Origin of the sequence: Micromonospora lacuserhaii (genome assembly GCF_036902735.1) — a bacterium.
Taxonomy (GTDB): Bacteria; Actinomycetota; Actinomycetes; order Mycobacteriales; family Micromonosporaceae; genus Micromonospora.
Genome location: NZ_JBAKHO010000061.1, coordinates 1 through 22,025, shown reverse-complemented (window position 1 = coordinate 22,025; position 22,025 = coordinate 1). Strand labels below are relative to the sequence as shown.

Genomic DNA, 22,025 nt, shown 5'->3' with positions numbered 1-22,025 from the left:
TAAGGCCGGCGCCGGGTGACCCGACCGGGCCGGCCGGCGAGACTGGGTGGGTGATCTCCCGCCTGCTGCGCACCCCGCTGACCTGGCTCGTCGTCGCCGTCCTCGGCGTCGGCGCCGCCCTCGGGCTGTACTGGTTCCAGCCCTGGAAGCTGGCCACCGACACCCGGGTGGACGAGGAACTGTCCGCCGTGGAGGCCGCGCCGTCGAACGAGGCCACCCCGGCGGGCACCGCCGGGGTGGCGGCCGCCCCGGCACCGGCCGGGCCGACCCTGGTCCGCCGGGGCGAGTTCATCACCCACGAGCACGACACCGCCGGCACCGCCCGGATCGTCCGGGGCGTCGACGGCGGGTACCGGCTGGAGCTGGTCGGACTGGCCACCTCCAACGGGCCGGACCTGCGGGTCTGGCTGACCGACCAACCGGTCCGCGCCGGCCGGGCGGGCTGGGACGTCTTCGACGACGGCCGCTGGGTCGAGCTGGGCCGGCTCAAGGGCAACCGGGGCGACCAGGCGTACCCGATCCCCGCCGGCACCGACCTGACCGGGCTGACCAGCGTGTCGATCTGGTGCAAGCGGTTCGCGGTCTCGTTCGGCGCAGCTCCGCTGACCCCGGCAGGCTGACCCCGTCGGGGGGCCGTACGGCCGGGAGTGGAGTGGCGCTCTCGACCGATCGCCGGTCGGCTGAGAAACTGTGTGCCGGTCGGCGAGTGAGGGGTGCGGATGAGCAACGGGTGGGTGCTGCCCGATGAGGTACTTCGGGACGCACCGGCGTACACGCCGCGTCCCGGGGAGCTGGCCGATCTGGAGTTGCTGCTGAGCGGGGCGTACGCCCCGCTGGCCGGCTTCATGACCCGGGCCGATCTGGCCTCGTTGCAGCGCCGGGGGCGGCTCGCCGACGGGACCTCCTGGCCGGTGCCGGTGACGCTCCAGGTGCCGGCGGCGCTGGCCGACGGGCTGGACGCGGCCGATCCGCTGCGGCGGGCCATGGTGCTCACCGACGGCGAGGGCGCGCCGGTGGCCGCGGTCGAGGTGACCGACATCTGGCCGGTCCGCGATGGCGTGGCTGGCGTGGGCGGCCCGGTACGCCGGCTCGGCGACGGCGGGCACGGCCCGTTCCAGCGGCTGCGCCGCACCCCGGAGGAGATCCGCGGGCTGCTGCCACCGGGGCGGGTGCTCGGGGTGATCGCCGACCGGCCGCTGCACCGGCCGCAGCTGGCGCAGATCGCGCACGCCGCCCGTACCCTCGCCGCCCACCTGCTGGTGATGATCCCGGTCGGTCCGGACGGCACCGGCGGGCTGCCCCCGGAGGCCCTGGTCCGCAGCGTCTTCGCGGCCCGTGACCGGATGCCTCCGGCCACCCTGATCGCGGTGCCGATGCCGCGCGGCCGGGACGAGATCGGCGACGCCCTGCTGCGGGCCCGGATCTCCGCCGCGTACGGGGTGACCCACCTGCTCTCCACCGGCGAGATGCTCTCCGGGGCCGGCCTGCGGGTGCTGGTCCCCCGCGAGCTGGCCTACGACAACCGGGACGGGCAGTGGCGCTCCCGGGAGGACATCCCGCCGCGCAACCGACGGCTGGCGCTGAGCCAGGAGGAGATCGACGACCTGCTCGACCGGGGCTTCCCGCTGCCCGAGTGGCACACCCCGCCGGCGGTGGCCAAGGAGCTGAGCCGGGCCCGGCCGCCACGCCGCCACCGGGGCCTGGTGGTCTTCCTGACCGGGCTCTCCGGCTCCGGCAAGTCGACCATCGCGCGCGGGCTGGCGGACGCGCTCCGCGAGCAGGGCGACCGGACGGTGACCCTGCTCGACGGGGACGTGGTGCGCCGGGAACTCTCCGCGGGGCTGGGCTTCAGCAAGGCCGACCGGGACGCCAACGTGCGCCGGATCGCCTGGGTGGCCGCAGAGATCGCCCGGCACCGGGGGGTCGGCATCTGCTGCCCGATCGCCCCGTACGCGCAGGCCCGGGCGGCGGCGCGGGAGATGGCCGCGATCGCCGGGGCGGGTTTCCTGCTGGTGCACGTGGCGACCCCGCTGGAGGTCTGCGAGCGCCGCGACCGCAAGGGCCTGTACGCGCGGGCCCGGGCCGGCCTGCTCACCGGGATGACCGGCATCGACGACCCGTACGAGGAGCCGATCGACGCCGAGCTGGTGATCGACACCACCGACCTCTCGGTCGACGAGGCGGTGCAGTCGGTGATGCACCACCTGACCGAGACCGGTTGGGTGGAGCCGCGCCTGCAGTCCGCCTGATTCGCCGGGCGTTCCTTCCCTCGCTGCTCCCTGCGCGCTAGTGTTCGTTCTTGTTGGAACACGTTTGAGCGCGTGAGGCTGTGCGCGGGAGCCCGGAGGTGCATGGGATGCTGGCGCGGCAGCGGCAGGCGGCGATCCTCGACCGGGTCCGCGCCGCCGGCGGGGTCCGGGTGACCGAGCTGGCCGCCGAGTTCGGCGTGTCCGACATGACCATCCGGCGCGACCTGGAGACGCTGCACGAGCAGGGCCTGCTGGCCAAGGTGCACGGCGGCGCGACGCTCGCCGGCCCGAGCGCCACCGACGAGCCGGGCTTCCACGCCAAGTCCGTCCGGCAGTCCGCGGAGAAGGCCGCCATCGCCGCCCGGGCCGCCGAGCTGGTCCGCCCGGGAGCCGCGGTCGCCCTTTCCGCCGGCACCACCACCGCCGAGCTGGCCCGGCGACTGGTCGACGTGGCCGGGCTGACCGTGGTGACCAACTCGCTGCCGGTGGCCGAGATCCTGCACACCCAGGGCCGCCCCGATCAGACCGTGGTGCTGACCGGCGGGGTGCGCACCCCGTCCGACGCGCTGGTCGGGCCGCTGGCCGTGGCGGCGATCCGCGCCCTGCACCTGGACCTGCTCTTCCTGGGCGTGCACGGGATCACCGAACGGGCCGGCTTCACCACGCCCAACCTGATGGAGGCGGAGACCGACCGTGCCCTGGTGGCCGCCGCCGACCGGCTGGTCGTACTGGCCGACCACACCAAGTGGGGCACGGTCGGGATCTCCTCGATCGTCGCGCTGGAGGACGCCGACGTGCTGGTCACCGACGACCGGCTGGCACCGCAGGCGCGACAGGTACTCGACGAGAAGGTGGGCGAACTGGTGATCGTGGCGGGCGCGGGCCGGACGACGACGGAGGAGGCGCGGTGAAGCGTACGGCGATCGAGCTGGCCGACGGTCGGGAGCTCATCTACTTCGACGAGCGGGACGACGCGGTTCGCGACCAGCCGGACCGGCGCGAGCTGCCGCCGCCCCCGCCCGCCTCCCAACTGCGGTACGACCCGCTGACCGAGGAGTGGGTGGCGGTCGCCGTGCACCGGCAGACCCGCACCTTCCTGCCGCCCGCCGACCAGTGCCCGCTCTGCCCGTCCCGGGGTGACCGGCTCAGTGAGATCCCGGCCCCCGACTACGACGTGGCCGTCTTCGAGAACCGCTTCCCCTCGCTGAGCCAGCGGATCGTCGACGAGCCGGCCGAGATCACCCCCTTCACTCCGGTCCGGCCCGGGCAGGGGCGCTGCGAGGTGGTCTGCTTCACCGACGACCACAACGCCTCGTTCGCCAGCCTGTCGCCGGAACGGGTCCGCCTGGTGGTGGAGGCGCTCGCCGACCGGACCGCCGCGCTGGCCGCGCTGCCCGGCGTGGAGCAGGTCTTCCCGTTCGAGAACCGGGGGGTGGAGATCGGGGTGACCCTGCACCACCCGCACGGGCAGCTCTACGCGTACCCCTTCGTCACGCCGCGGACCCGGTCGCTGCTGGCCGCGGCCCGCCGGCACGCCGAGCGGACCGGCGGCGGCAACCTCTACGCGGACGTGCTGGCGGCCGAGCGGGCCGCCGGCGACCGGGTGGTCACCAGCAACGAGCACTGGACGGCGTACGTCCCGGCGGCGGCGCGCTGGCCGTTCGAGGTGCACGTGGCACCGCACCGGCCGGTGCCGGACATCCCCGCGCTCACCGACGCCGAGCGGGACGCCTTCGGGCCGCTCTACCTGGACGTGCTGCGCCGCTTCGACGGCCTGTTCGGCCTGCCGATGCCGTACATCTCGGCATGGCACCAGGCGCCGGTGCGGATCGACCGGGAGCTGGGCCATCTGCACCTTCAGCTGTTCAGCATCCGGCGGGCGAAGGACAAGCTGAAGTACCTGGCCGGCTCGGAGTCCGGCATGGGGGTCTTCATCAACGACATCGCCCCGGAGCGGGCGGCGGAGCTGCTCCGCGCCGCCTGACCTCGCCGCGGTCCGGCCGGGCCGCTCGACCTCCCGCCGCACAACAGGGCGCGGGGGGCCCGGGACAGGGCCCCCCGCAGGGAAGGGACGGCTGGCTGTGCGCGACAGCCGGGAAGGCTGGCTGGTCGGCACTCGTGCCGTGAGGCGACCGCGGTCAACCTTCCTGGACGAGACTGGCATCGCGTCCACCTGGTTCAACGACCTGCGCTCCCGCCGGTGACGCACCCCGCCGGGTGACGGGTCCCGGGTACGACGGAGCCCGCCGGCGGGTGCCGGCGGGCTCCGTCGATGCGCGGGAGGATCAGACGGCGAGCTTGCGCGCCAGGTTCTCGTCGAGCGCGTTCATGAACTCGTCGGTGGTCAGCCACGGGGCGTCACGCGAGATGAGCAGCGCGAGGTCCTTGGTCATCTGGCCGCCCTCGACGGTGTCGACGATGACCTGCTCCAGGGTGTTGGCGAACTCGGTGACCGCCGGGGTGTTGTCCAGCTTGCCCCGGTGGGCCAGGCCCCGGGTCCAGGCGTAGATCGAGGCGATCGGGTTGGTCGAGGTCTTCTCGCCCTTCTGGTACTGCCGGTAGTGCCGGGTGACCGTGCCGTGCGCGGCCTCGGCCTCGACGGTGCGGCCGTCCGGGGAGAGCAGCACGGAGGTCATCAGGCCGAGCGAGCCGAAGCCCTGCGCGACGGTGTCGGACTGCACGTCACCGTCGTAGTTCTTGCAGGCCCAGACGTAGCCGCCCTCCCACTTGAGCGCGGCGGCGACCATGTCGTCGATCAGCCGGTGCTCGTAGGTGATGCCGGCGGCGGCGAACTCGGCCTTGAACTCGTTCTCGAAGACCTCGGCGAAGATGTCCTTGAACCGGCCGTCGTACGCCTTGAGGATGGTGTTCTTGGTGGACAGGTAGACCGGGTAGTTGCGGTCCAGGCCGTACCGGAACGAGGCCCGGGCGAAGTCCCGGATCGACTCGTCGAAGTTGTACATGCCCATGGCGATGCCGCCGCCGGGGAAGTTGGCGACCTCCATCTCCATCGGGGCGCCGCCGTCGGCCGGGGTGTAGGTGATGGTCACCGTGCCCGGGCCGGGGACGACGAAGTCGGTGGCCTTGTACTGGTCACCGTGGGCGTGCCGGCCGATGATGATCGGCTTGGTCCAGCCGGGGACGAGCCGGGGCACGTTGGACATGATGATCGGCTCGCGGAAGACGACGCCGCCGAGGATGTTGCGGATGGTGCCGTTCGGCGACCGCCACATCTTCTTCAGGCCGAACTCCTCCACCCGGGCCTCGTCCGGGGTGATGGTCGCGCACTTGACGCCGACGCCGTGCTCCTTGATGGCGTTGGCGGCGTCGACGGTGACCTGGTCGTCGGTCTCGTCCCGGTGCTGGATCGAGAGGTCGTAGTAGTGCAGGTCGACGTCGAGGTAGGGCAGGATCAGCTGCTCACGGATCTGCTTCCAGATGATCCGGGTCATCTCGTCGCCGTCGAGCTCCACGACCGGGTTGTTTACCTTGATCTTCGCCATCGACCGGCGCTCCTCTCGGGGGACACGTGCTCAAGCAGTACGAGCGTACTGGAAACTGGCAGGCAGTCCCCAGCCGGCCTCGGTCGGCCGGGAAATCGGGGTGCACGGCGCAGGAGATCGTTGGCAGCATCACCGGATGCCACTGAGCCGCACCCTCGGGTCTATCACGGTCACCGCGCTCACCGACGGGGAGGGGCCGTTCTTCCAACCCCGTACCGAGGCCTTTCCGGCGGCCACCGCGGCGCAGTGGCGGGAGGCCGACCGGCGGGACCCGGCGGCGGTGACCGCCGACGGACGCTGGTGGCTGCCGTTCCGCAGCTTCGCGCTGCGGGCCGGCGACGGGCCGGTGACGCTGGTCGACGCCGGTATCGGCCCGGCCGGCTCCCCTGCCGCGAGCTGGGCCCCGGTGCCGGGCCGGCTCCCGGCCGAGCTGGCCGCGGCCGGGATCGACCCCACCGAGGTACGCACGGTGGTGCTGACCCACCTGCACAGCGACCACATCGGCTGGGCGGTGACCGGCGACCCCGGGGCGCCGTACTTCCCGAATGCCGACTACCTGGTGCAGCGGGCCGAGCTGGCCGCGATGGAGTCGATCAACCCCGGGCTGCCGGCCGGCCTGGTCGCGCCGTTGCGCGCCGCCGGCCGGCTCCGGGTGGTCGACGGCGACACCCCACTCACCCCGGGGGTACGCGTGCTGAGCACCCCGGGGCACACCCCCGGCCACCAGTCGGTGCTGCTGGAGGCGGACGACGAGCGCCTTCTGCTCACCGGCGACCTGCTGGTGCACGCCGTCCAACTGGTCGACCCCGAGCTGGCGTACGCCCATGAGGAGGACCCGCCCACGGCCCGCGCCTCCCGCACGGCCCTCCTGCGCACCCTGGCCGCCCAGGGCCCCACCGTCCTCGCCACCCCCCACCTCGGCACCCCCTTCACCCCCCTCCCGCCACCGCCTCTGTGATCAGGAAGTTGTCGCCCCGACACGCCGAGGCGGGCGACAACTCCATGATCGACGGGGCGGGAGATGCGAAGGGGGCACGCCGGTGCCGGCGTGCCCCCTTCGGGTGGTGCTGGTGAATCACATGTTGGCGACGTCGGCCTGCTTGGCGCGGACGGCCTCGGCGGCCTCCTTCAGGCTGGCCAGCTCGTCGGCGTCCAGGTCGGTCTCGACGACCCGCTTGACGCCCTCGGCGCCGATCTCGGCCTCGACACCCAGGTAGACGCCGGAGATGCCGTACTGGCCGTCGACCCAGGCGCAGACCGGCATGACCGCGCCGGAGTCCTCCGCGACGGCCTTGGCCATCCGGGCGGCGGCGGCCGACGGGGCGTAGTACGCCGAGCCGGTCTTGAGCAGCGCGACGACCTCGGCGCCACCGTTGCGGGTCTTGACGACCAGCTCCTCGATCTGCTCGGCCGGCATCGCCTCACGCAGCGGCTTGCCGTTCACGGTGCTCTTCGACGGCACCGGCACCATGGTGTCGCCGTGCGAGCCGAGGGTCAGCGTCCGGACCGACTTCACGGGCACCTGGAGCGCCTCGGCGACGAAGTTGGTGAACCGGGCGCTGTCGAGCATGCCGGCCTGACCGAGCACCCGGTTCTTCGGGAACTGGGTGGCGAGCTGGGCCAGCGCGGTCATCTCGTCCAGCGGGTTGGACACGACGATGACCACGGCGTTCGGGGCGTACTTGGCGACGTTCTCGGAGACCTGACGGACGATCTTGGCGTTCGTCTCCAGCAGGTCCATCCGGCTCATGCCCGGCTTGCGCGGCAGGCCGGCGGTGATGACGACGACATCGGAGCCCTCGATGGCCTCGTAGCCCTCGCCGTTCGGGCCGGTGGTGACGCCGACGACCTTGGTCTCGAAGCCCTCGACCGCGCGGGACTGGTTGAGGTCCAGCGCGAGACCCGCCGGCTTGCCCTCCACGATGTCGGTGATCACAACGGTGTCGAAGACGTCGTACTCGGCCAGGCGCTGTGCGGTGGTGGAGCCGTAGAAGCCGGCCCCGACGACAGTGACCTTCTTACCCATGGTCGTCCCACTCCCTGATACCAGTCGGTTTTCCGGACCGTATCAGTCATCCTGGCATCGATCGGGCCAGGGGCGGCGGCCATCGCCAGGATGGGGCGGATGTCACGGGCGTCCGGTATCAGCCGCGCTCGGCGCGCTCCACCACGTTGGTCAGCAGCATGGCCCGGGTCATCGGCCCGACGCCGCCGGGCATCGGGACCACCTTGCCGGCCACCTCGGCCACCTCCGGGTCCACGTCGCCGGTGTAGCGGCCCTTGCCGTCCGGCCCGACGACCCGGGTGATGCCGACGTCGACCACCGTCGCGCCCGGGGTCACCATCTCGGCGGTGAGCAGCCCGGGCACCCCGGCGGCGACGATCACGATCTCGGCGGCGCGGGTGTGCGCGGCGAGGTCGAGGGTGCCGGTGTGGCAGAGCGTCACGGTGGCGTTCTCGCTGCGTCGGGTGAGCAGCAGGCCGAGCGGGCGGCCCACCGTGTTGCCCCGGCCGACCAGCGCCACCTTGGTGCCGCGCAGCGGGACGTCGTACCGGCGGAGCAGCTCGACGATGCCGCGCGGGGTGCAGGGCAGTGGAGCGTCGTAGCCGAGCACCAGCCGGCCGAGGTTCACCGGGTGCAGGCCGTCGGCGTCCTTGTCCGGGTCGATCAGCTCCAGCACCCGCTGGGTGTCGAGGTGGGCCGGCAGCGGGAGCTGGACGATGTAGCCGTGGCAGGCCGGGTCGGCGTTCAGCTCGGCGAGCACGTCGTCGACCTGCTGCTGGGTGGCGTCGGCGGGCAGCTCCCGGCGGATGGAGGCGATGCCGACCTCGGCGCAGTCGCGGTGCTTGCCGTTGACGTACGCCTGGGAGCCCGGGTCGGCGCCGACGAGGACCGTGCCCAGGCCCGGGGTGACGCCGCGCTCGGCGAGGGCCTTCACCCGCGTCCGCAGCTCGTCCTTGATTTCCGCCGCGGTGGCCTTGCCGTCCAGGATCGTCGCCGTCACGCCCTGATCGTCTCACGGCTGCGGCCTGTCGAGCCGCCGACAGCAGACGGTGACTTTCCGTTACGTGGGCTTAGTCACCGACAGTAGTGGTCTGTGGGTCGCGCCACATGTTGGGACGGACAGTCGATCATCAAGTGGCACAGAGCGGACAGTGTCACCGAGACACCCCGACCCGGGCCGGAGTGCGCTCCCGGGCCGGGAAGGCTCCCGCTCAACCCCTCTCGGCCTGCGAAAACGAGGAGCCCCTGATAGCAGACGGCCCGGCCGGCGACAAGACCGGGGTGGCCTAGCTGTTACCGGTTCGCAACGCTCTCGTTGTCGAATGGACGGCCGGCGACCTACCGTTGCCGATTGTTGCGCAGCGTCACCCAACGCCGGGCCTGACTGCGCAGCGTGAGGAGATGAGGAGTCTCAATGCGAGTTCGTAGGCTGGCTGCCTGGACCGCTCTCCCGCTCGCGGTGACCCTGGGCCTGGTGGCCTGCGGCTCGGGCGGCGATGGCGGATCCGGTCAGAGCGACCCCACTGCGGCCGTGCGGATCGAGATCGCCGAGCCGCAGCACCTGGTGCCGACCAACACCAACGAGACGAGCGGATCGCAGGTGCTCAGCGCCCTGTTCAGCCCGCTGGTCGACTACGACGAGGCCAACAAGCCCTTCGAGGTGGCGGCCCAGTCCGTGACGTCGTCGGACAACAAGGTCTGGACGATCAAGCTCAAGGACGGCTACACCTTCCACAACGGCGAGAAGGTCACCGCCCAGAACTACATCGACGCCTGGAACTACGGCGCGTACGCCCCGAACGGCCAGAACTCGAGCTACTTCTTCGAGAAGGTCGCCGGCTACGACGCCCTCCAGGGCGAGAAGCCGACCGCGAAGACGCTCTCCGGGCTGAAGAAGGTCGACGACCTCACCTTCACCGTGACGCTGTCCGAGCCGTACAGCGAGTTCAAGACGATGCTCGGCTACACGGCCTTCTACCCGCTGCCGAAGGTGGCCTTCTCGGCCCCCGGCGTGCTGGCCGAGGGCTACGAGCAGGCGCCGATCGGTCAGGGCCCGTTCAAGATGAAGGGCTCCTGGCAGCACGACGCCAAGGTCGAGGTCGCCAAGTACGACGCCTTCCCCGGCGAGAAGCCGAAGGTGGGCGGCGTCGAGTTCCGCATCTACCAGCAGCCGACGGCCGCGTACGCGGACGTGCTCTCGGACAACCTCGACGTGATCAAGACGATCCCGACCGAGAACCTGTCCACCGCCGGCACCGACCTGGGTGACCGGTTCCAGCAGAGCCCGGCCTCGTCGCTGCAGGTGCTCTCCTTCCCGACGTTCCAGAAGGAGTTCAGCAAGCCCGAGGTGCGCAAGGCCATCTCGATGGCGATCAACCGGGACGAGATCACCAAGTCGATCTTCAAGGACTCGCAGCAGCCGGCGCGCTCCTTCGTCTCGCCGGTCGTGGCGGGCTACCGGGAGAACACCATCGGCGAGGCCGGCACGTTCGACCCGGCCAAGGCCAAGGCGATGTACCAGGCCGCGGGCGGCCCGTCCAAGATCGAGCTGTCGTACAACGGCGACGGTGGCCACAAGGACTGGATCGACGCGACCTGCAACCAGCTCAAGGCCAACCTGGGCGTGGAGTGCGTCGGCACCGCCGAGCCCAAGTTCGCGGACCTGCTGACCAAGCTCAAGGCGAAGCAGCCGGTCGGCCTGTTCCGGATGGGCTGGGTCATGGACTACCCGTCCATGGAGAACTACCTGGGCCCGCTGTACAGCACCAACGGCTCGTCGAACTACTACGGCTACAGCAACCCGCAGTTCGACAAGCTCCTCGCCGAGGGCGCCAGCGCCCCGACCGAGGAAGAGGCGATCAAGAAGTACCAGGCGGCGGAGGACCTGCTGGCCAAGGACATGCCGGTGATCCCGCTCCGGTTCGGCCAGAACAACTTCGGACACTCGACCAAGGTCAAGAACGTGGAGATGGATCTCTTCGACCGGGTCGACCTGCTGAAGATCGAGGCCGTCAAGTAACACCGGTACGACGGGTCGGGCCATCGGCGGACGATGGCCCGACCCGCCCCGTCTTAGCCCGTTTTCAGAGAGACTGCCAAGTATGTTCCGCTTCGTTCTGCGGCGTCTGCTCCAGATGGTCCTCGCCTTCTTCGGGACCACGCTGATCGTCTACGCCCTGATGTTCGCCGGCCAGGGCGATCCCATCCAGGCGCTCGCCGGCGAACGCCCGGTCACCGCCGCCCAGCGGGCATACCTCACGGAGAAGTACCACCTGGACGCCACCGGCGTCGGTGGCTTCTTCTACCGCTACTTCGACTACATCAAGAACCTGCTGCAGGGCGACCTCGGGCAGTCACTGACCGGCCGCCAGATCGGCGACATCCTCGCCGCCGCCTGGCCGGTCACCGTCAAGCTGGCGCTCATCGCGATGATCGTGACGATCCTCGTCGGCGTCACCGCCGGGGTGCTCGCCGGAATTCGTCGGGCCAGCATCTTCGACAACTCCACGCTGGTGCTGACCCTGCTCGTGCTCGGCATCCCGACCATCGTGCTCGCCCCCCTGGCGCAGTACTTCCTCGGCGTGAAGTGGCAGCTCTTCCCGCCCACCGCCGGCGCCGAGCCCGACCTGTACGCACTGCTGCTCCCCGGCATCGTGCTCGGCTCGCTCTCGCTGGCCACCGCGCTGCGGCTGACCCGTACCTCGGTGGCGGAGAACCTGCGCGCCGACTACGTCCGCACCGCCCGCTCGAAGGGCCTGCTGAAGCGGCGGATCATCAGCGTGCACGTGCTGCGCAACTCGCTCATCCCGGTGATCACCTTCCTCGGCGTCGAGCTGGGCAACCTGATGAGCGGCGCGATCATCACCGAGGGCGTGTTCAACATCCCCGGCGTCGGCTTCAACCTGTTCCGCGGCATCCGCACCGAGGACGGTCCGCTGGTGGTGGGCATCGTCAGCGTGCTCGTCGTGGTCTACCTCATCTCCAACCTGGTGGTGGACGTCCTGTACGCCGTACTCGACCCGAGGATCCGCTATGAGTGACTTCGAGACTGTCGCCGCGACGGAGAATCAGGCCGCGCGGCGGGGCGTGTCCGGCGAGCCCGGGGCACCCAACCAGGTCGGCGCGCCGCACAAGCCGCGCAGCCTGGCCGGCGACGCCTGGCGCGACCTGCGCCGCAACCCGATCTTCTGGATCAGCCTGACCCTGGTCGTGCTGGTCGCCGCGATGGCCGCCGTGCCCTCGCTCTTCACCGCCAACGACCCGCGCGACTGCGTGCTCTCCCGGCAGCACGCCGGAGCGTCCGGCGGGGCGATCTTCGGGTACGACTTCCAGGGCTGCGACACGTACGCCCGGGCCGTATACGGTGCCCGCGCCTCGCTGCTAGTCGGCGCGCTCTCCGCGCTGATCACCGGCATCATCGCGCTGGTCGTCGGGATGCTGGCCGGCTACTTCGGCCGCTGGATCGACGCGGTGCTCTCCCGCGTGATCGACATCGTGCTCGGCATCCCGCTGCTGCTCGCCGCCATCGTGCTGCTCAAGCGGGTGAGCACCAGCAGCGACAACGTCCGGCTCTTCGCGGTGATCTTCGTACTGGCGGTGCTCGGCTGGACCACCGCGGCCCGGGTGGTCCGCTCCTCGGTGATCACCGCCAAGGAGCAGGACTACGTGGCCGCGGCCCGGATGCTCGGCGCCGGCAACGGCCGGATCATGTGGCGGCACATCCTGCCCAACGCGCTCGCCCCGGCGATCGTGGTGCTCACCATCGCGCTCGGCTCGTTCATCGCGGCCGAGGCGACGCTGAGCTTCCTCGGCATCGGCCTCAAGGCGCCGACCATCTCCTGGGGCATCGACATCGACGCCGGTCGGGTGCACCTGCGCGAGTCGGCGACCCCATTGATCGTCCCGTCCGTCTTCCTGGCGCTGACCGTGCTCGCCTTCATCATGCTGGGCGACGCGATCCGCGACGCCTTCGACCCGAAGCTGCGGTGACCTACGTGCGAGCGCGAGGAGTGAGCGAAGCGAGCCCCGCAGTCGCGAGCGAAAGGCAGGCCCTGTGACCCAGTCAGCCGTCCAGCCCACGCCGGCCTCCCCCACCCCGCCGGCCGGCCACCTGCTCGAGGTACGGGACCTGCACGTCGAGTTCCGTACCGGCGAGGGCGTGGCCCGGGTGATCAACGGGGTGTCGTACCACCTGGACGCCGGGGAGACCCTCGCCGTGCTCGGCGAGTCCGGCTCCGGCAAGTCGGTCACCGCCCAGGCGATCATGGGCATCCTGGACACTCCCCCGGCGCTGATCCGCTCCGGCCAGATCCTCTACCAGGGCCGGGACCTGCTCACCCTGCCCGAGGAGCAGCGCCGGCAGGTGCGCGGCAAGGAGATCGCGATCATCTTCCAGGACGCCCTCTCCGCGCTGAACCCGGTCTTCCCGGTCGGCTGGCAGATCGGCGAGACGCTGCGCCAGCGGGAGAAGATGTCCCGGGCCGACGCGCGGCGTCGCGCGATCGAGCTGATGGACCTGGTCAAGATCCCGGACGCGGCCCGGCGGATCAGCGACTACCCGCACCAGTTCTCCGGCGGCATGCGGCAGCGCGTCATGATCGCGATGGCGCTGGCGATGAACCCGAAGGTGCTGATCGCCGACGAGCCCACCACCGCGCTGGACGTCACCGTGCAGGCCCAGATCATGGACCTGCTGGCCGACCTGCGCCGCGATCTGAACATGGCGATGATCCTGATCACCCACGACCTCGGCGTGGTCGCCGGCGTCGCGGACCGGATCGCCGTCATGTACGCCGGCCGGATCATCGAACACGCCGACGTCCGCTCGCTCTACCGGGCGCCGGCCCACCCGTACACCAAGGGTCTGCTGGAGTCGATCCCGCGCCTGGACGTCCGCGGCCAGGAGCTCTCCACGATCAAGGGGCTGCCGCCGAACCTGATGCGGATCCCCTCCGGCTGCCCGTTCCACCCCCGGTGCCCGTACGTGCAGCAGGTCTGCGTGGACGAGGTGCCGCACGACCTGGTCCTCGGCGACGGCCGGACCAGCGCGTGCCACTTCGCGCAGGAGGTCCGTGATGACAGCGCCCGCTAGCCCGACCAAGGTCCGCGGCGAGACGATCCTCGCCGTCGACAACCTGGTCAAGCACTTCCCGATCACCCAGGGCGTGATCTTCCAGAAGCAGACCGGCGCGGTGAAGGCGGTCGACGGGGTCAGCTTCGAGCTGCGCCGCGGCGAGACGCTGGGCATCGTCGGCGAGTCCGGCTGCGGCAAGTCCACCCTGGCCCGGCTGCTGATGCGGCTGGAGACGCCCACCTCCGGACGGGCCACCCTGGAGGGGAAGGACCTGTTCAAGGCCTCCGGGTCCGAGCTGCGCCGGGTACGCCGCAACATGCAGATGGTCATGCAGGACCCGTACACCTCGTTGAACCCGCGGATGACGGTCGGCGACATCATCGGCGAGCCGTTCGACATCCACCCGGACGCGGCCCCGAAGGGGAGCAAGCGCAAGCGGGTGCAGGAGTTGCTGGACGTCGTCGGGCTCAACCCGGAGCACGTCAACCGCTACCCGCACCAGTTCTCCGGCGGCCAGCGGCAGCGCATCGGCATCGCCCGGGCGCTCGCCCTGCGGCCCGAGGTGATCGTCTGCGACGAGCCGGTCTCCGCGCTGGACGTCTCCATCCAGGCCCAGGTGATCAACCTGCTGGAGAAGCTCCAGGACGAGTTCGGGCTGTCGTACATCTTCATCGCGCACGACCTGTCGGTGGTCCGGCACATCTCGGACCGGGTCGCGGTGATGTACCTCGGCCGGATCGTGGAGATCGGCACCGAGCACGAGATCTACGAGCGGGCCACCCACCCGTACACCCAGGCCCTGCTCTCGGCGGTGCCGGTGCCCGACCCGGACGCCCGCAACGACCGGAACATCATCCGGCTCACCGGCGACGTGCCGAGCCCGGCCGACCCGCCGTCCGGCTGCCGATTCCGTACCCGCTGCTGGAAGGCCCAGGAGGTCTGCGCCCGCGAGGACCCGCCCGCGGTTCCCCGCGCCGCCGACCCCCACCCGTCGGCCTGCCACTTCGCCGAGGTACGTCCCACCCCCTGACGCCGCACCCACCCGCGCCCGGCCCGCGCCCCGGGACGGGGACAGGCCCGGGCGCGGGCGGCAGGGCAGGCCGGGACGGCGGCGGCCCCGCCCCCGGAGGAGGGGGGCGGGGCCGCCTGCCGTCGGAGCGCGCCAGGGTCAGGGCCGGGCCGCGCCGGCGGTGCTCAGAGCTGGGCCAGGTTGAACGCCCAGATGCCGCGGCCGTGGGTGGCCACGTAGAGCGAGTTGTCGGCCGCGTGGTACTCGACGTCCATGCCGACGGTCAGCGGCAGGCCGGTGCCGAGCCGCTGCCACCCGGTGGCGCCCGGCGCCCGGTAGAAGGTGGCCAGGTCGGTGGCGAGCACCAGCGCGCCGTTGGGCAGCTCCTTGACCGAGCTGGCCGGCACGTCCGGCAGGTTCGTCGAGACGTCCTTCCAGGTCGCGCCCGCGTCGGTGGTCTCGTAGACGTGGCCGACACCGGCGCCCGGGCCCTCGGTGAACCGCCGGGAGAACCCGTTGATCGCGAGGAAGGCGTGCGCCCCGTTGGCCGGGTCGACGCCGACACCCTGCACGAACCGGTTCGGGAAGTCACCCGGCAGGGTGATCTGGTGCCAGCTCGCCGGGTCGTTGACCTTGCCGACCGCGACACCCCGGGTGAAGCCCGAGTTGTTGCACGGCCCGCACCAGCCGACGTACGCGGTGCCGCCGGAGACCGCCACCGAGGTGGCGGTGTGGCCGGCGCCCAGGTCGAAGACGTTGCGCCAGCCCTTGCCGTCGGCGATCGCGTAGCCCTTGGTGTTCACCCAGACGTGCTGGCCACCGGCGACCCAGGTGTTCGCGTCGTGGTCGTCGGCCGCGAACGGCGCGATGAACCGGGCCGGCTCGTCACCCGGGGACGATGTGTACGGCTGGATGTCCCGCGAGGTGGAGGTCTCCGCCGTGCCGGGCCCCGGGTTGGCGTTGCAGTTCTCGGTCGACCGCATGGCCAGGTTGGTGTACTCCTGGACCTGGCGGCAGCCGTTGGCCGGGTCGGCCAGCGAGTCGCCGCCGTCACCACCGAAGTTCGACCCCATCACGGTGTCGCCGGCGCGCAGCACCGAGGCGCCGTTGTCCTGCAGACCACCGGAGACGACCGTGCCGGCCTTGGCCGGGTCCCTGCCCACCGAGACCGAGTAGTACTGGAGGGCGTCGATGGTGCCGTCGTTGAGGCTCTGCCAGTCGGTGGCGTGCCCTTCCTTGTCGGTCTTGCCGTTGACCGGCCGGCGGTAGATGCCGCCGTCGTTGCCGACGTAGACGAAGCCGTTGCCGACCGCCACCGAGTGCTGGTCGGAGTGGGTGGTCTTGTTGCAGGTGTTCTGCGCGTCGCTGATGTTCCAGCAGGAGAAGCCGAAGTTCCAGTACGGCCCGACGGTCTTCCAGTTGGCGCCGGCGTCGGTCGACTCGTAGACCTCCTCCAGACCCGCCCAGACGTGGTTCGGGTTGGCCGGGTCGACCGTCAGGAACTGGTTGTACCAGGCCTGGATGCCCGGTCCGTAGCCCTTGCCGATCACGGTCTGCTTGAGCGCGGAACCGGAGTTGCCCAGCTTCTTCGAGTCGGCGATCTTGCTCCACGGCCCGGCGGGCGAGCCGTTGTTGGAGACGTAGATGCCGTCGAGGTAGCTGTTGACGTTGCCGGCCGGCTTGTTCAGCAGGGCCGGCGACTGGTTGATCGCGTACAGCTTGCCGCCGTCGGCGGAGAAGGCGAACGTCACGTAGCCGATGTCGTCGGCCGGCATGGAACCGGTCGGGTTGACCTTCGCCCAGCCGCCCGCGGTGTAGTCGGCGGTCTCGTAGAAGCCGTTGTAGGTGTCGCCCGACCGCCAGGCCGAGGCCACCACGACGTGCCTGGGGTTGCGCGGGTCGTCGGCCACGTCGTTGACGATGTTCTTGTACGCCGCGTTGGCCGTGCCCGCGTTCGCCCCACCCGGCAGGTAGCTCGGGTTCGGCGCCCACTCGAACTTCCACGCACCGGAGCCGCTGGCCATCGAGTGCGAGTAGAGGCCCCGGTTGGTGGCGGCCCAGACCTTGCCGTCGAAGAAGCGCAGCTTGTTGATGACCGAGCTCTCCAGCTCGGTGCCGCCGACCCGGTCGGACGCGGCGAACTGCCCGGTCTTCGGGTTGGCGAGCCGGTAGACGCCGGCACCGACGTACGAGGTGGCGCCGGTGTTCGCCTCGCCCGTGGCGTACCAGAGGGAGCCGTCGGTGGCGAGCACCACGTCGCCGCTGGACAGGGTGGGCAGCTGGTCGGTGATCGGCGTCCAGCTCCCGCCGCCGGTCGAGGACCGCCACACGCCACCGTCCGCGCCGGCCGCGTAGACGTAGCCGCTGTTGTCGGCGGCGAGGCCGGTGATCCGGCCGGTCTGCAGGCCCGCGCCCCCGGAGGAGTTGGAGGCGTAGTCGCGGTAGCGCGGGTCGTCACCGTCGTACTTGATCTTCGTGACCTCGCGCCAGCTGCCGTTGGTCACCGGCAGGCCGCCCAGCTGGCTGAACGCGTTGGAGTACGCCCCCGGCGCGACGATGCCGGGCGCGGAGCGGGCCTGGGCGAACTGCTCGGCGATGATCCGGGCCTCGAACGCCTCCTCGCCGGCCTCCTCGGAGTTCTCCCCGGCGGCCATCTCGGCGAACTCCCGGGGGTGCCAGGGCAGGTTGGCGCCCGGCTCCTCGGCCAGACCGAGGAATTCCTGTACCTCGTGGTTGGTGGCCGCGACGCCACCCAGCGCGGCGGTCAGCACCAGCGCGCCCGCGATTGTCGCCGGCTTGCGCCAGCGGAACTTCGACATGCGAATCCTCCAGGATTCAAGGGGTGCCGGGCAGGGTGGCCCGGCGGAGGAGAACCGCGGCGGCGGGGATCGTCCCGCACACGTCCGTGGTCGTGGGGATGGTCGTGGCGACCCGGGTCGGCGGCGGCGGACGGTCCGGCGGGCCGGTCCGCGCAGGCGGAGTCGGGGCCGGATCGGGCGGCGGCGGACGACGGGTCAGGCGGTACGCGCGGGTGGCGCCCGGCTGCCGGTGGCGCCAAGGCGCGGAAGCGGGTGCGCGGGCTGCCGGTAGCCGGTGGCCACCGGCGTCGCGCGCGGCGGGACACCGGCCGCCGACAGCACCGGGTGGGTCTGGTCGTCCGGCCCGTCGCCGACGCCGGCCGCGCTCCGATGGTCGGCGCAGGGGACGGCGACGAGGACGCTGGTGCCGCTGCCGGCCCGGTCCGTGGCTACGGAGTCCGGTAGGGCGACCGGCGTGGCGGGGTCGACCAGGACGTGGCCGGCCGCGGCGTGCTGCCCGGCGGGACCGTGGTCGGCGTCGTGACCGATCGGGCAGTTGGGCACCCCGAGCCCCGCCAGGACGAACGCCAGCGCGACGGCGACGGACGTCAACCGTTCGACCATGCGCATGGCGGACCTGCCGGTACGGGATGTCCGGCGCGTTCCCGGCGGACGACCGTGGACGGTCGCGCGAGGGGAAGGGCGGCGGAGGGAATCGGGGAGGGTGGATCGCCGGGCGGCCTCACGCTAGCAACAACGCTTGTCAGCGGGCAACGGCCCGCCGGTCCACCTTTTCCCCCGCTCAGCCCGCCGAGCGGCGCCGATCGATCAGTGGAAGAAGTGCCGGGTGCCGGTCAGGTACATCGTCACGCCGGCCTCCTTGCAGGCGGCGATGGTCTCCTCGTCGCGGATCGAGCCGCCGGGCTGGACGATCGCGCGCACGCCGGCGTCGATGAGGATCTTCGGGCCGTCGGCGAACGGGAAGAACGCGTCCGAGGCGCAGACCGAGCCACGGGCGCGGTCGGCGCCGGCCCGGTCGACCGCCAGCCGGGCCGAGTCGACCCGGTTGACCTGACCCATCCCCACCCCGACGGTGGCGCCGTCCCTGGCCAGCAGGATGGCGTTGCTCTTCACCGCGCGGACCGCCCGCCAGGCGAAGGCGAGGTCCCGCAGGGTCGCCTCGTCGGCCGCCTCACCGGTGGCCAGCCGCCAGTTGGCCGGGTCGTCGCCCTCGGCGTCGACCTTGTCCCGCAGCTGCACCAGTACGCCGCCGGTGACCTGCCGCCACTCCGCCGGCAGTGGGTCGAAGGCCGGGGCGTGCAGCAGCCGGATGTTCTTCTTGGCCTGGAGGATCTCCACGGCGCCCTCGTCGAAGCCGGGGGCGACCACGACCTCGGTGAAGATCTCGGCCACCTGCCGGGCCAGCTCCACACTCACCGGGCGGTTCACCGCGATCACGCCGCCGAACGCCGACACCGGGTCGCAGGCGTGCGCCTTGCGGTGCGCCTCGGCCACGTCCGCGCCGACCGCGATCCCGCACGGGTTGGCGTGCTTGATGATCGCCACCGCCGGCTGGTCCGGGAAGTCGTTCGCGGCCCGCCAGGCGGCGTCCGCGTCGACGTAGTTGTTGTAGGACATCTCCTTGCCGTGCAGCTGCTCGGCCTGGGCCAGGCCCGCCGGGCTGGACGGGTCGGTGTAGACGGCGGCGTGCTGGTGCGGGTTCTCGCCGTAGCGCAGCACCGCCTGGCGGCGCAGCGTCAGACCGGCGAACTCGGGCCACCAGTCGTCCGCCGGGGCCAGCTCCTGGGCGCACCACTCGGCGACCGCCACGTCGTACTCGGCGATGACGGCGAACGCCCGGGCGGCCAGCACCTTGCGCTGGGCCAGCGTGAAGCCGCCGGCGCCGAGCGCGGCCAGCAACGCGGGGTACGCGGCCGGGTCGGTCACCACCGCGACCGAGGCGTGGTTCTTCGCCGCCGCCCGGACCATCGCCGGCCCGCCGATGTCGATCTGCTCGACGCACTCGTCCTGGCTCGCGCCCGAGGCGACGGTGGCCTGGAACGGGTAGAGGTTGGAGACCAGCAGGTCGATCCCGGCGATGCCGTGCTCGTCGAGCTGGGCGGCGTGGGAGTCCTTGCGCAGGTCGGCGAGGAGACCACCGTGGATCTTCGGGTGCAGGGTCTTCACCCGGCCGTCGAGGATCTCCGGAAAACCGGTCACCTGCTCCACCGGGGTCACCGGCAGGCCCGCGCCGGAGATGGTCGACGCGGTGCTGCCGGTCGAGACGAGTTCCACCCCGGCCCCGTGCAGGGCCCGGGCCAGCTCGACCAGGCCGGTCTTGTCGTAGACGCTGACCAGGGCCCGCCTGATCGAGCGGCGCTCGTCCTGAGTGGAACTCACGGGACCGTGACCTTTCTTCCGGTGATCGTCCAACCTTCACGGACCAGGCGACCGACCTGCTCGACGAGCTGGCGGCGCTCGGCTTCCTTGATGCGCTCGGTGAGCGTCTCCTCGTCGTCGTCGTCCAGTACCGGCACGGCGACCTGGGCGACGATCGGCCCGGTGTCCATCCCGGCGTCGACGAAGAAGAGGGTGGCCCCGGTGACCTTCACCCCGTAGGCGAGGGCGTCGCGCGGGCCGTGGATGCCGGGGAACGCCGGCAGCAGGGTGTTGTGCGTGTTGAGGTAGCGGTCGCCGAAGGCGGCCAGGAACCGCGGCCCGACCAGCTTGAGGAAGCCGGCGGAGATGACCAGGTCCGGCTGGTGCTCGGCGACGTGCGCCGTCAGCGCCGCGTCCCAGTCGTCCCGGGTCGGGTGGTCCTTGAGCCGGTCGACGAAGGTCGGCACGCCCGCGGCCGCGGCCCGGTCCAGGCCGGCGATCCCGTCCCGGTCCGCGCCGACGGCCACCACCCGCGCCCCGTACGCGGGGTCGGCGGCGGCGTCCAGCAGCGCTTGGAGGTTGCTGCCGGAACCGGAGACGAGGACGACGAGGCGGGCGACGGACGCGGGCTCGGTCACACGGCCAACCCTATCGGGCAGGTCGGGACGCCCAGCGATCGGGCAGCGGCGATTCGGATGATCTCCCGGCTGGCGCCGGCGCGATACGCTGCCGGTCGCTCGGTGGCCGGCGTACGCCCGCCGCCGCACCCTTCACCGATGATCCGGCACGGACGTGTGCCGTCCGAACGAGGAGCCCCGATGCAGCCCGGTTACCCCAACGCCCCGCAGCAGCAGCCGATCAACAACAACATGACGATGTCCATCGTCGCCATCTTCTTCTGCTGGCCGCTGGCCATCCCGGCCATCATCAACGCCTCGAAGGTCAACCCGCTGATCCAGCAGGGCGACTACGCCGGCGCGCAGGCCGCCGCCGCCGAGTCGAAGAAGTGGTCCAAGTGGGCGCTGATCGTCGGCATCGCCCTCTGGGTGATCTCCATCGTGTGCTGCCTCGCGGGTGGCCTGGCGAGCATCATGGGCTCCGACAACAGCACGTACTGACCGACCATCGACTGAGGAGCAGCCGTCACATGCAGCCCGGACAGGACCCGTACGGTCAGCAGCCCCCGCACGACCCGTACGGTCAGCAGCCCACCTCGGGGCAACCGTACGGGCAGCCGCAGGATCCGTACGCCGCGCCGCCGCAGGCGCCGTACGGCCAGCAGCCGCAGCCGCCGTACGGCCAGCAGCCGCAGGCCCCGTACGGGCAGCCCACCTCGGGGCAGCCCTACGGGCAGCCGGGGTACGGGCAGCCGACCTCGGGCCAGCCCTACGGCCAGCCCGCGCCGGCCCAGCCGTACGGCCAACAGCCGTACCAGGACCCGTACGGCCAGCAGCCCTACGGCGCGCCGACCTACCCGGGCGCCGGGTACCCGCAGACCCAGGGCCAGAACACCCTGGGCCTGGTGGCGATGATCCTCGGTATCGCGTCGATCCCGCTGGCCTGCTGCTACCTGGGCATCCCGCTGGGCATCGCCGGCCTGGTCACCGGCTGGCTGGGTCGACAGAAGGCTGCCCGGGGCGAGGCGAACAACGGCAGCCAGGCCCTCACCGGCCTGATCTGCGGCGGCGTCGGCCTGCTCTTCGGCATCCTGCAGATCGTGGCCGTCGCGTTGAGCATCAACATGCCCGGCACGTACTGACCCACCATGCGACAGGGGCGTCCCGGGCCGGCCGGGGCGCCCCTTCGTCGTACTGCCGGGTCAGCCGCGGGCCGGGGGCGGATCGGCCGGGATGCGGGCGCGCGGCGGCCGGGGCGGCGTCGCCGGCCGGGCGACCACCCGGGCGGCGGCGGCCCCGAGCACGGCGCCGACCGTGACCACGGCGGTGCCGACCGCCCCGGCCTGCCAGGGCACCGGCCCGATCTCGGCCAGCCGCCCAAGTCCGATCGTG

The 22,025-nt window shown here is 71.7% G+C and carries 19 protein-coding genes and 1 pseudogene; 12 read left to right on the top strand and 8 right to left on the bottom strand.

All coding sequences use genetic code 11. The features are described 5' to 3' along the window. The first annotated feature begins 50 nt into the window (after positions 1-50). The 4 genes from V6U81_RS25600 (at position 51) to galT (ending at position 4,233) form a co-directional block, all read left to right on the top strand. Positions 51-620 (top strand): DM13 domain-containing protein, encoded by a 570-nt coding sequence (locus V6U81_RS25600; RefSeq protein WP_334492878.1) that lies wholly within the window; start codon positions 51-53, stop codon positions 618-620. A 99-nt stretch (positions 621-719) separates the two neighbouring features. Then, complete coding sequence (gene cysC, locus V6U81_RS25595) at positions 720-2,249, top strand: adenylyl-sulfate kinase (RefSeq protein ID WP_334492876.1); 1,530 nt, start codon at positions 720-722, stop codon at positions 2,247-2,249. 107 nt (positions 2,250-2,356) lie between these two features. Then, positions 2,357-3,160, top strand: coding sequence for a DeoR/GlpR family DNA-binding transcription regulator (locus tag V6U81_RS25590; RefSeq protein ID WP_334492874.1), 804 nt, complete (start codon positions 2,357-2,359; stop codon positions 3,158-3,160). Beyond that, positions 3,157-4,233, top strand: coding sequence for a galactose-1-phosphate uridylyltransferase (gene galT / locus V6U81_RS25585; protein WP_334492872.1), 1,077 nt, complete (start codon positions 3,157-3,159; stop codon positions 4,231-4,233). Before V6U81_RS25590 ends, galT begins: the two co-directional genes overlap by 4 nt. A 301-nt stretch (positions 4,234-4,534) precedes the next feature. Here the strand turns inward: galT and V6U81_RS25580 are convergent, their stop codons facing one another. Beyond that, positions 4,535-5,752: an NADP-dependent isocitrate dehydrogenase gene (locus V6U81_RS25580; RefSeq protein WP_334492870.1), complete on the bottom strand. Its 1,218-nt coding sequence runs from the start codon at positions 5,750-5,752 to the stop codon at positions 4,535-4,537. 136 nt (positions 5,753-5,888) lie between these two features. Between V6U81_RS25580 and V6U81_RS25575 the strand changes: the two genes are divergently transcribed. After that, positions 5,889-6,710, top strand: coding sequence for an MBL fold metallo-hydrolase (locus V6U81_RS25575; RefSeq protein WP_334492868.1), 822 nt, complete (start codon positions 5,889-5,891; stop codon positions 6,708-6,710). 117 nt (positions 6,711-6,827) lie between these two features. Here V6U81_RS25575 and mdh read toward each other — a convergent pair whose 3' ends face one another. After that, positions 6,828-7,778: a malate dehydrogenase gene (gene mdh, locus V6U81_RS25570; RefSeq protein ID WP_334492866.1), complete on the bottom strand. Its 951-nt coding sequence runs from the start codon at positions 7,776-7,778 to the stop codon at positions 6,828-6,830. A gap of 118 nt (positions 7,779-7,896) precedes the next feature. Continuing rightward, positions 7,897-8,757 (bottom strand): bifunctional methylenetetrahydrofolate dehydrogenase/methenyltetrahydrofolate cyclohydrolase, encoded by an 861-nt coding sequence (locus V6U81_RS25565; protein WP_334492864.1) that lies wholly within the window; start codon positions 8,755-8,757, stop codon positions 7,897-7,899. A 414-nt stretch (positions 8,758-9,171) separates the two neighbouring features. On the opposite strand from V6U81_RS25565, the gene V6U81_RS25560 reads away from it, so the two are divergent. The 5 genes from V6U81_RS25560 to V6U81_RS25540 all read left to right on the top strand — a co-directional run bounded on the left by V6U81_RS25560 (position 9,172) and on the right by V6U81_RS25540 (position 14,860). Continuing rightward, entirely contained in the window at positions 9,172-10,776 is a 1,605-nt protein-coding gene (locus tag V6U81_RS25560) for a peptide ABC transporter substrate-binding protein (protein WP_334492862.1), read from the top strand. 82 nt (positions 10,777-10,858) lie between these two features. Continuing rightward, positions 10,859-11,797, top strand: coding sequence for an ABC transporter permease (locus V6U81_RS25555; RefSeq protein WP_334492860.1), 939 nt, complete (start codon positions 10,859-10,861; stop codon positions 11,795-11,797). Beyond that, positions 11,790-12,746: an ABC transporter permease gene (locus V6U81_RS25550; RefSeq protein ID WP_334492858.1), complete on the top strand. Its 957-nt coding sequence runs from the start codon at positions 11,790-11,792 to the stop codon at positions 12,744-12,746. The genes V6U81_RS25555 and V6U81_RS25550 overlap by 8 nt, the downstream gene beginning before the upstream one ends. 64 nt (positions 12,747-12,810) lie before the next feature. Continuing rightward, positions 12,811-13,848 carry an ABC transporter ATP-binding protein gene (locus V6U81_RS25545; RefSeq protein ID WP_334492856.1) on the top strand — a complete coding sequence of 346 codons (1,038 nt, stop codon included), beginning with the start codon at positions 12,811-12,813 and terminating at the stop codon, positions 13,846-13,848. Next, complete coding sequence (locus V6U81_RS25540) at positions 13,832-14,860, top strand: ABC transporter ATP-binding protein (protein ID WP_334492855.1); 1,029 nt, start codon at positions 13,832-13,834, stop codon at positions 14,858-14,860. Before V6U81_RS25545 ends, V6U81_RS25540 begins: the two co-directional genes overlap by 17 nt. Before the next feature lie 164 nt (positions 14,861-15,024). Here V6U81_RS25540 and V6U81_RS25535 read toward each other — a convergent pair whose 3' ends face one another. The 4 genes from V6U81_RS25535 to purN all read right to left on the bottom strand — a co-directional run bounded on the left by V6U81_RS25535 (position 15,025) and on the right by purN (position 20,654). Beyond that, positions 15,025-17,658, bottom strand: a complete 2,634-nt coding sequence (locus V6U81_RS25535) for a beta propeller repeat protein (RefSeq protein WP_334492853.1) — start codon at positions 17,656-17,658, stop codon at positions 15,025-15,027. 195 nt (positions 17,659-17,853) lie between these two features. Further along, positions 17,854-18,249, bottom strand: coding sequence for a hypothetical protein (locus V6U81_RS25530; protein ID WP_334492852.1), 396 nt, complete (start codon positions 18,247-18,249; stop codon positions 17,854-17,856). A gap of 216 nt (positions 18,250-18,465) precedes the next feature. Then, on the bottom strand, positions 18,466-20,037 hold the full coding sequence (gene purH / locus V6U81_RS25525; RefSeq protein WP_334492850.1) for a bifunctional phosphoribosylaminoimidazolecarboxamide formyltransferase/IMP cyclohydrolase: 1,572 nt from the start codon (positions 20,035-20,037) through the stop codon (positions 18,466-18,468). Then, positions 20,034-20,654 carry a phosphoribosylglycinamide formyltransferase gene (gene purN / locus V6U81_RS25520; protein WP_334492848.1) on the bottom strand — a complete coding sequence of 207 codons (621 nt, stop codon included), beginning with the start codon at positions 20,652-20,654 and terminating at the stop codon, positions 20,034-20,036. The genes purH and purN overlap by 4 nt, the downstream gene beginning before the upstream one ends. Positions 20,655-20,834: 180 nt before the next feature. Between purN and V6U81_RS25515 the strand changes: the two genes are divergently transcribed. Next, entirely contained in the window at positions 20,835-21,134 is a 300-nt protein-coding gene (locus tag V6U81_RS25515) for a CD225/dispanin family protein (protein ID WP_334492846.1), read from the top strand. 29 nt (positions 21,135-21,163) lie between these two features. Continuing rightward, positions 21,164-21,775 (top strand): DUF4190 domain-containing protein, encoded by a 612-nt coding sequence (locus V6U81_RS25510; protein WP_334492844.1) that lies wholly within the window; start codon positions 21,164-21,166, stop codon positions 21,773-21,775. A 60-nt stretch (positions 21,776-21,835) separates the two neighbouring features. On the opposite strand, the pseudogene V6U81_RS25505 reads toward V6U81_RS25510, so the two are convergent. Beyond that, positions 21,836-22,025, bottom strand: a pseudogene (locus V6U81_RS25505) (hypothetical protein); the annotation flags it as partial.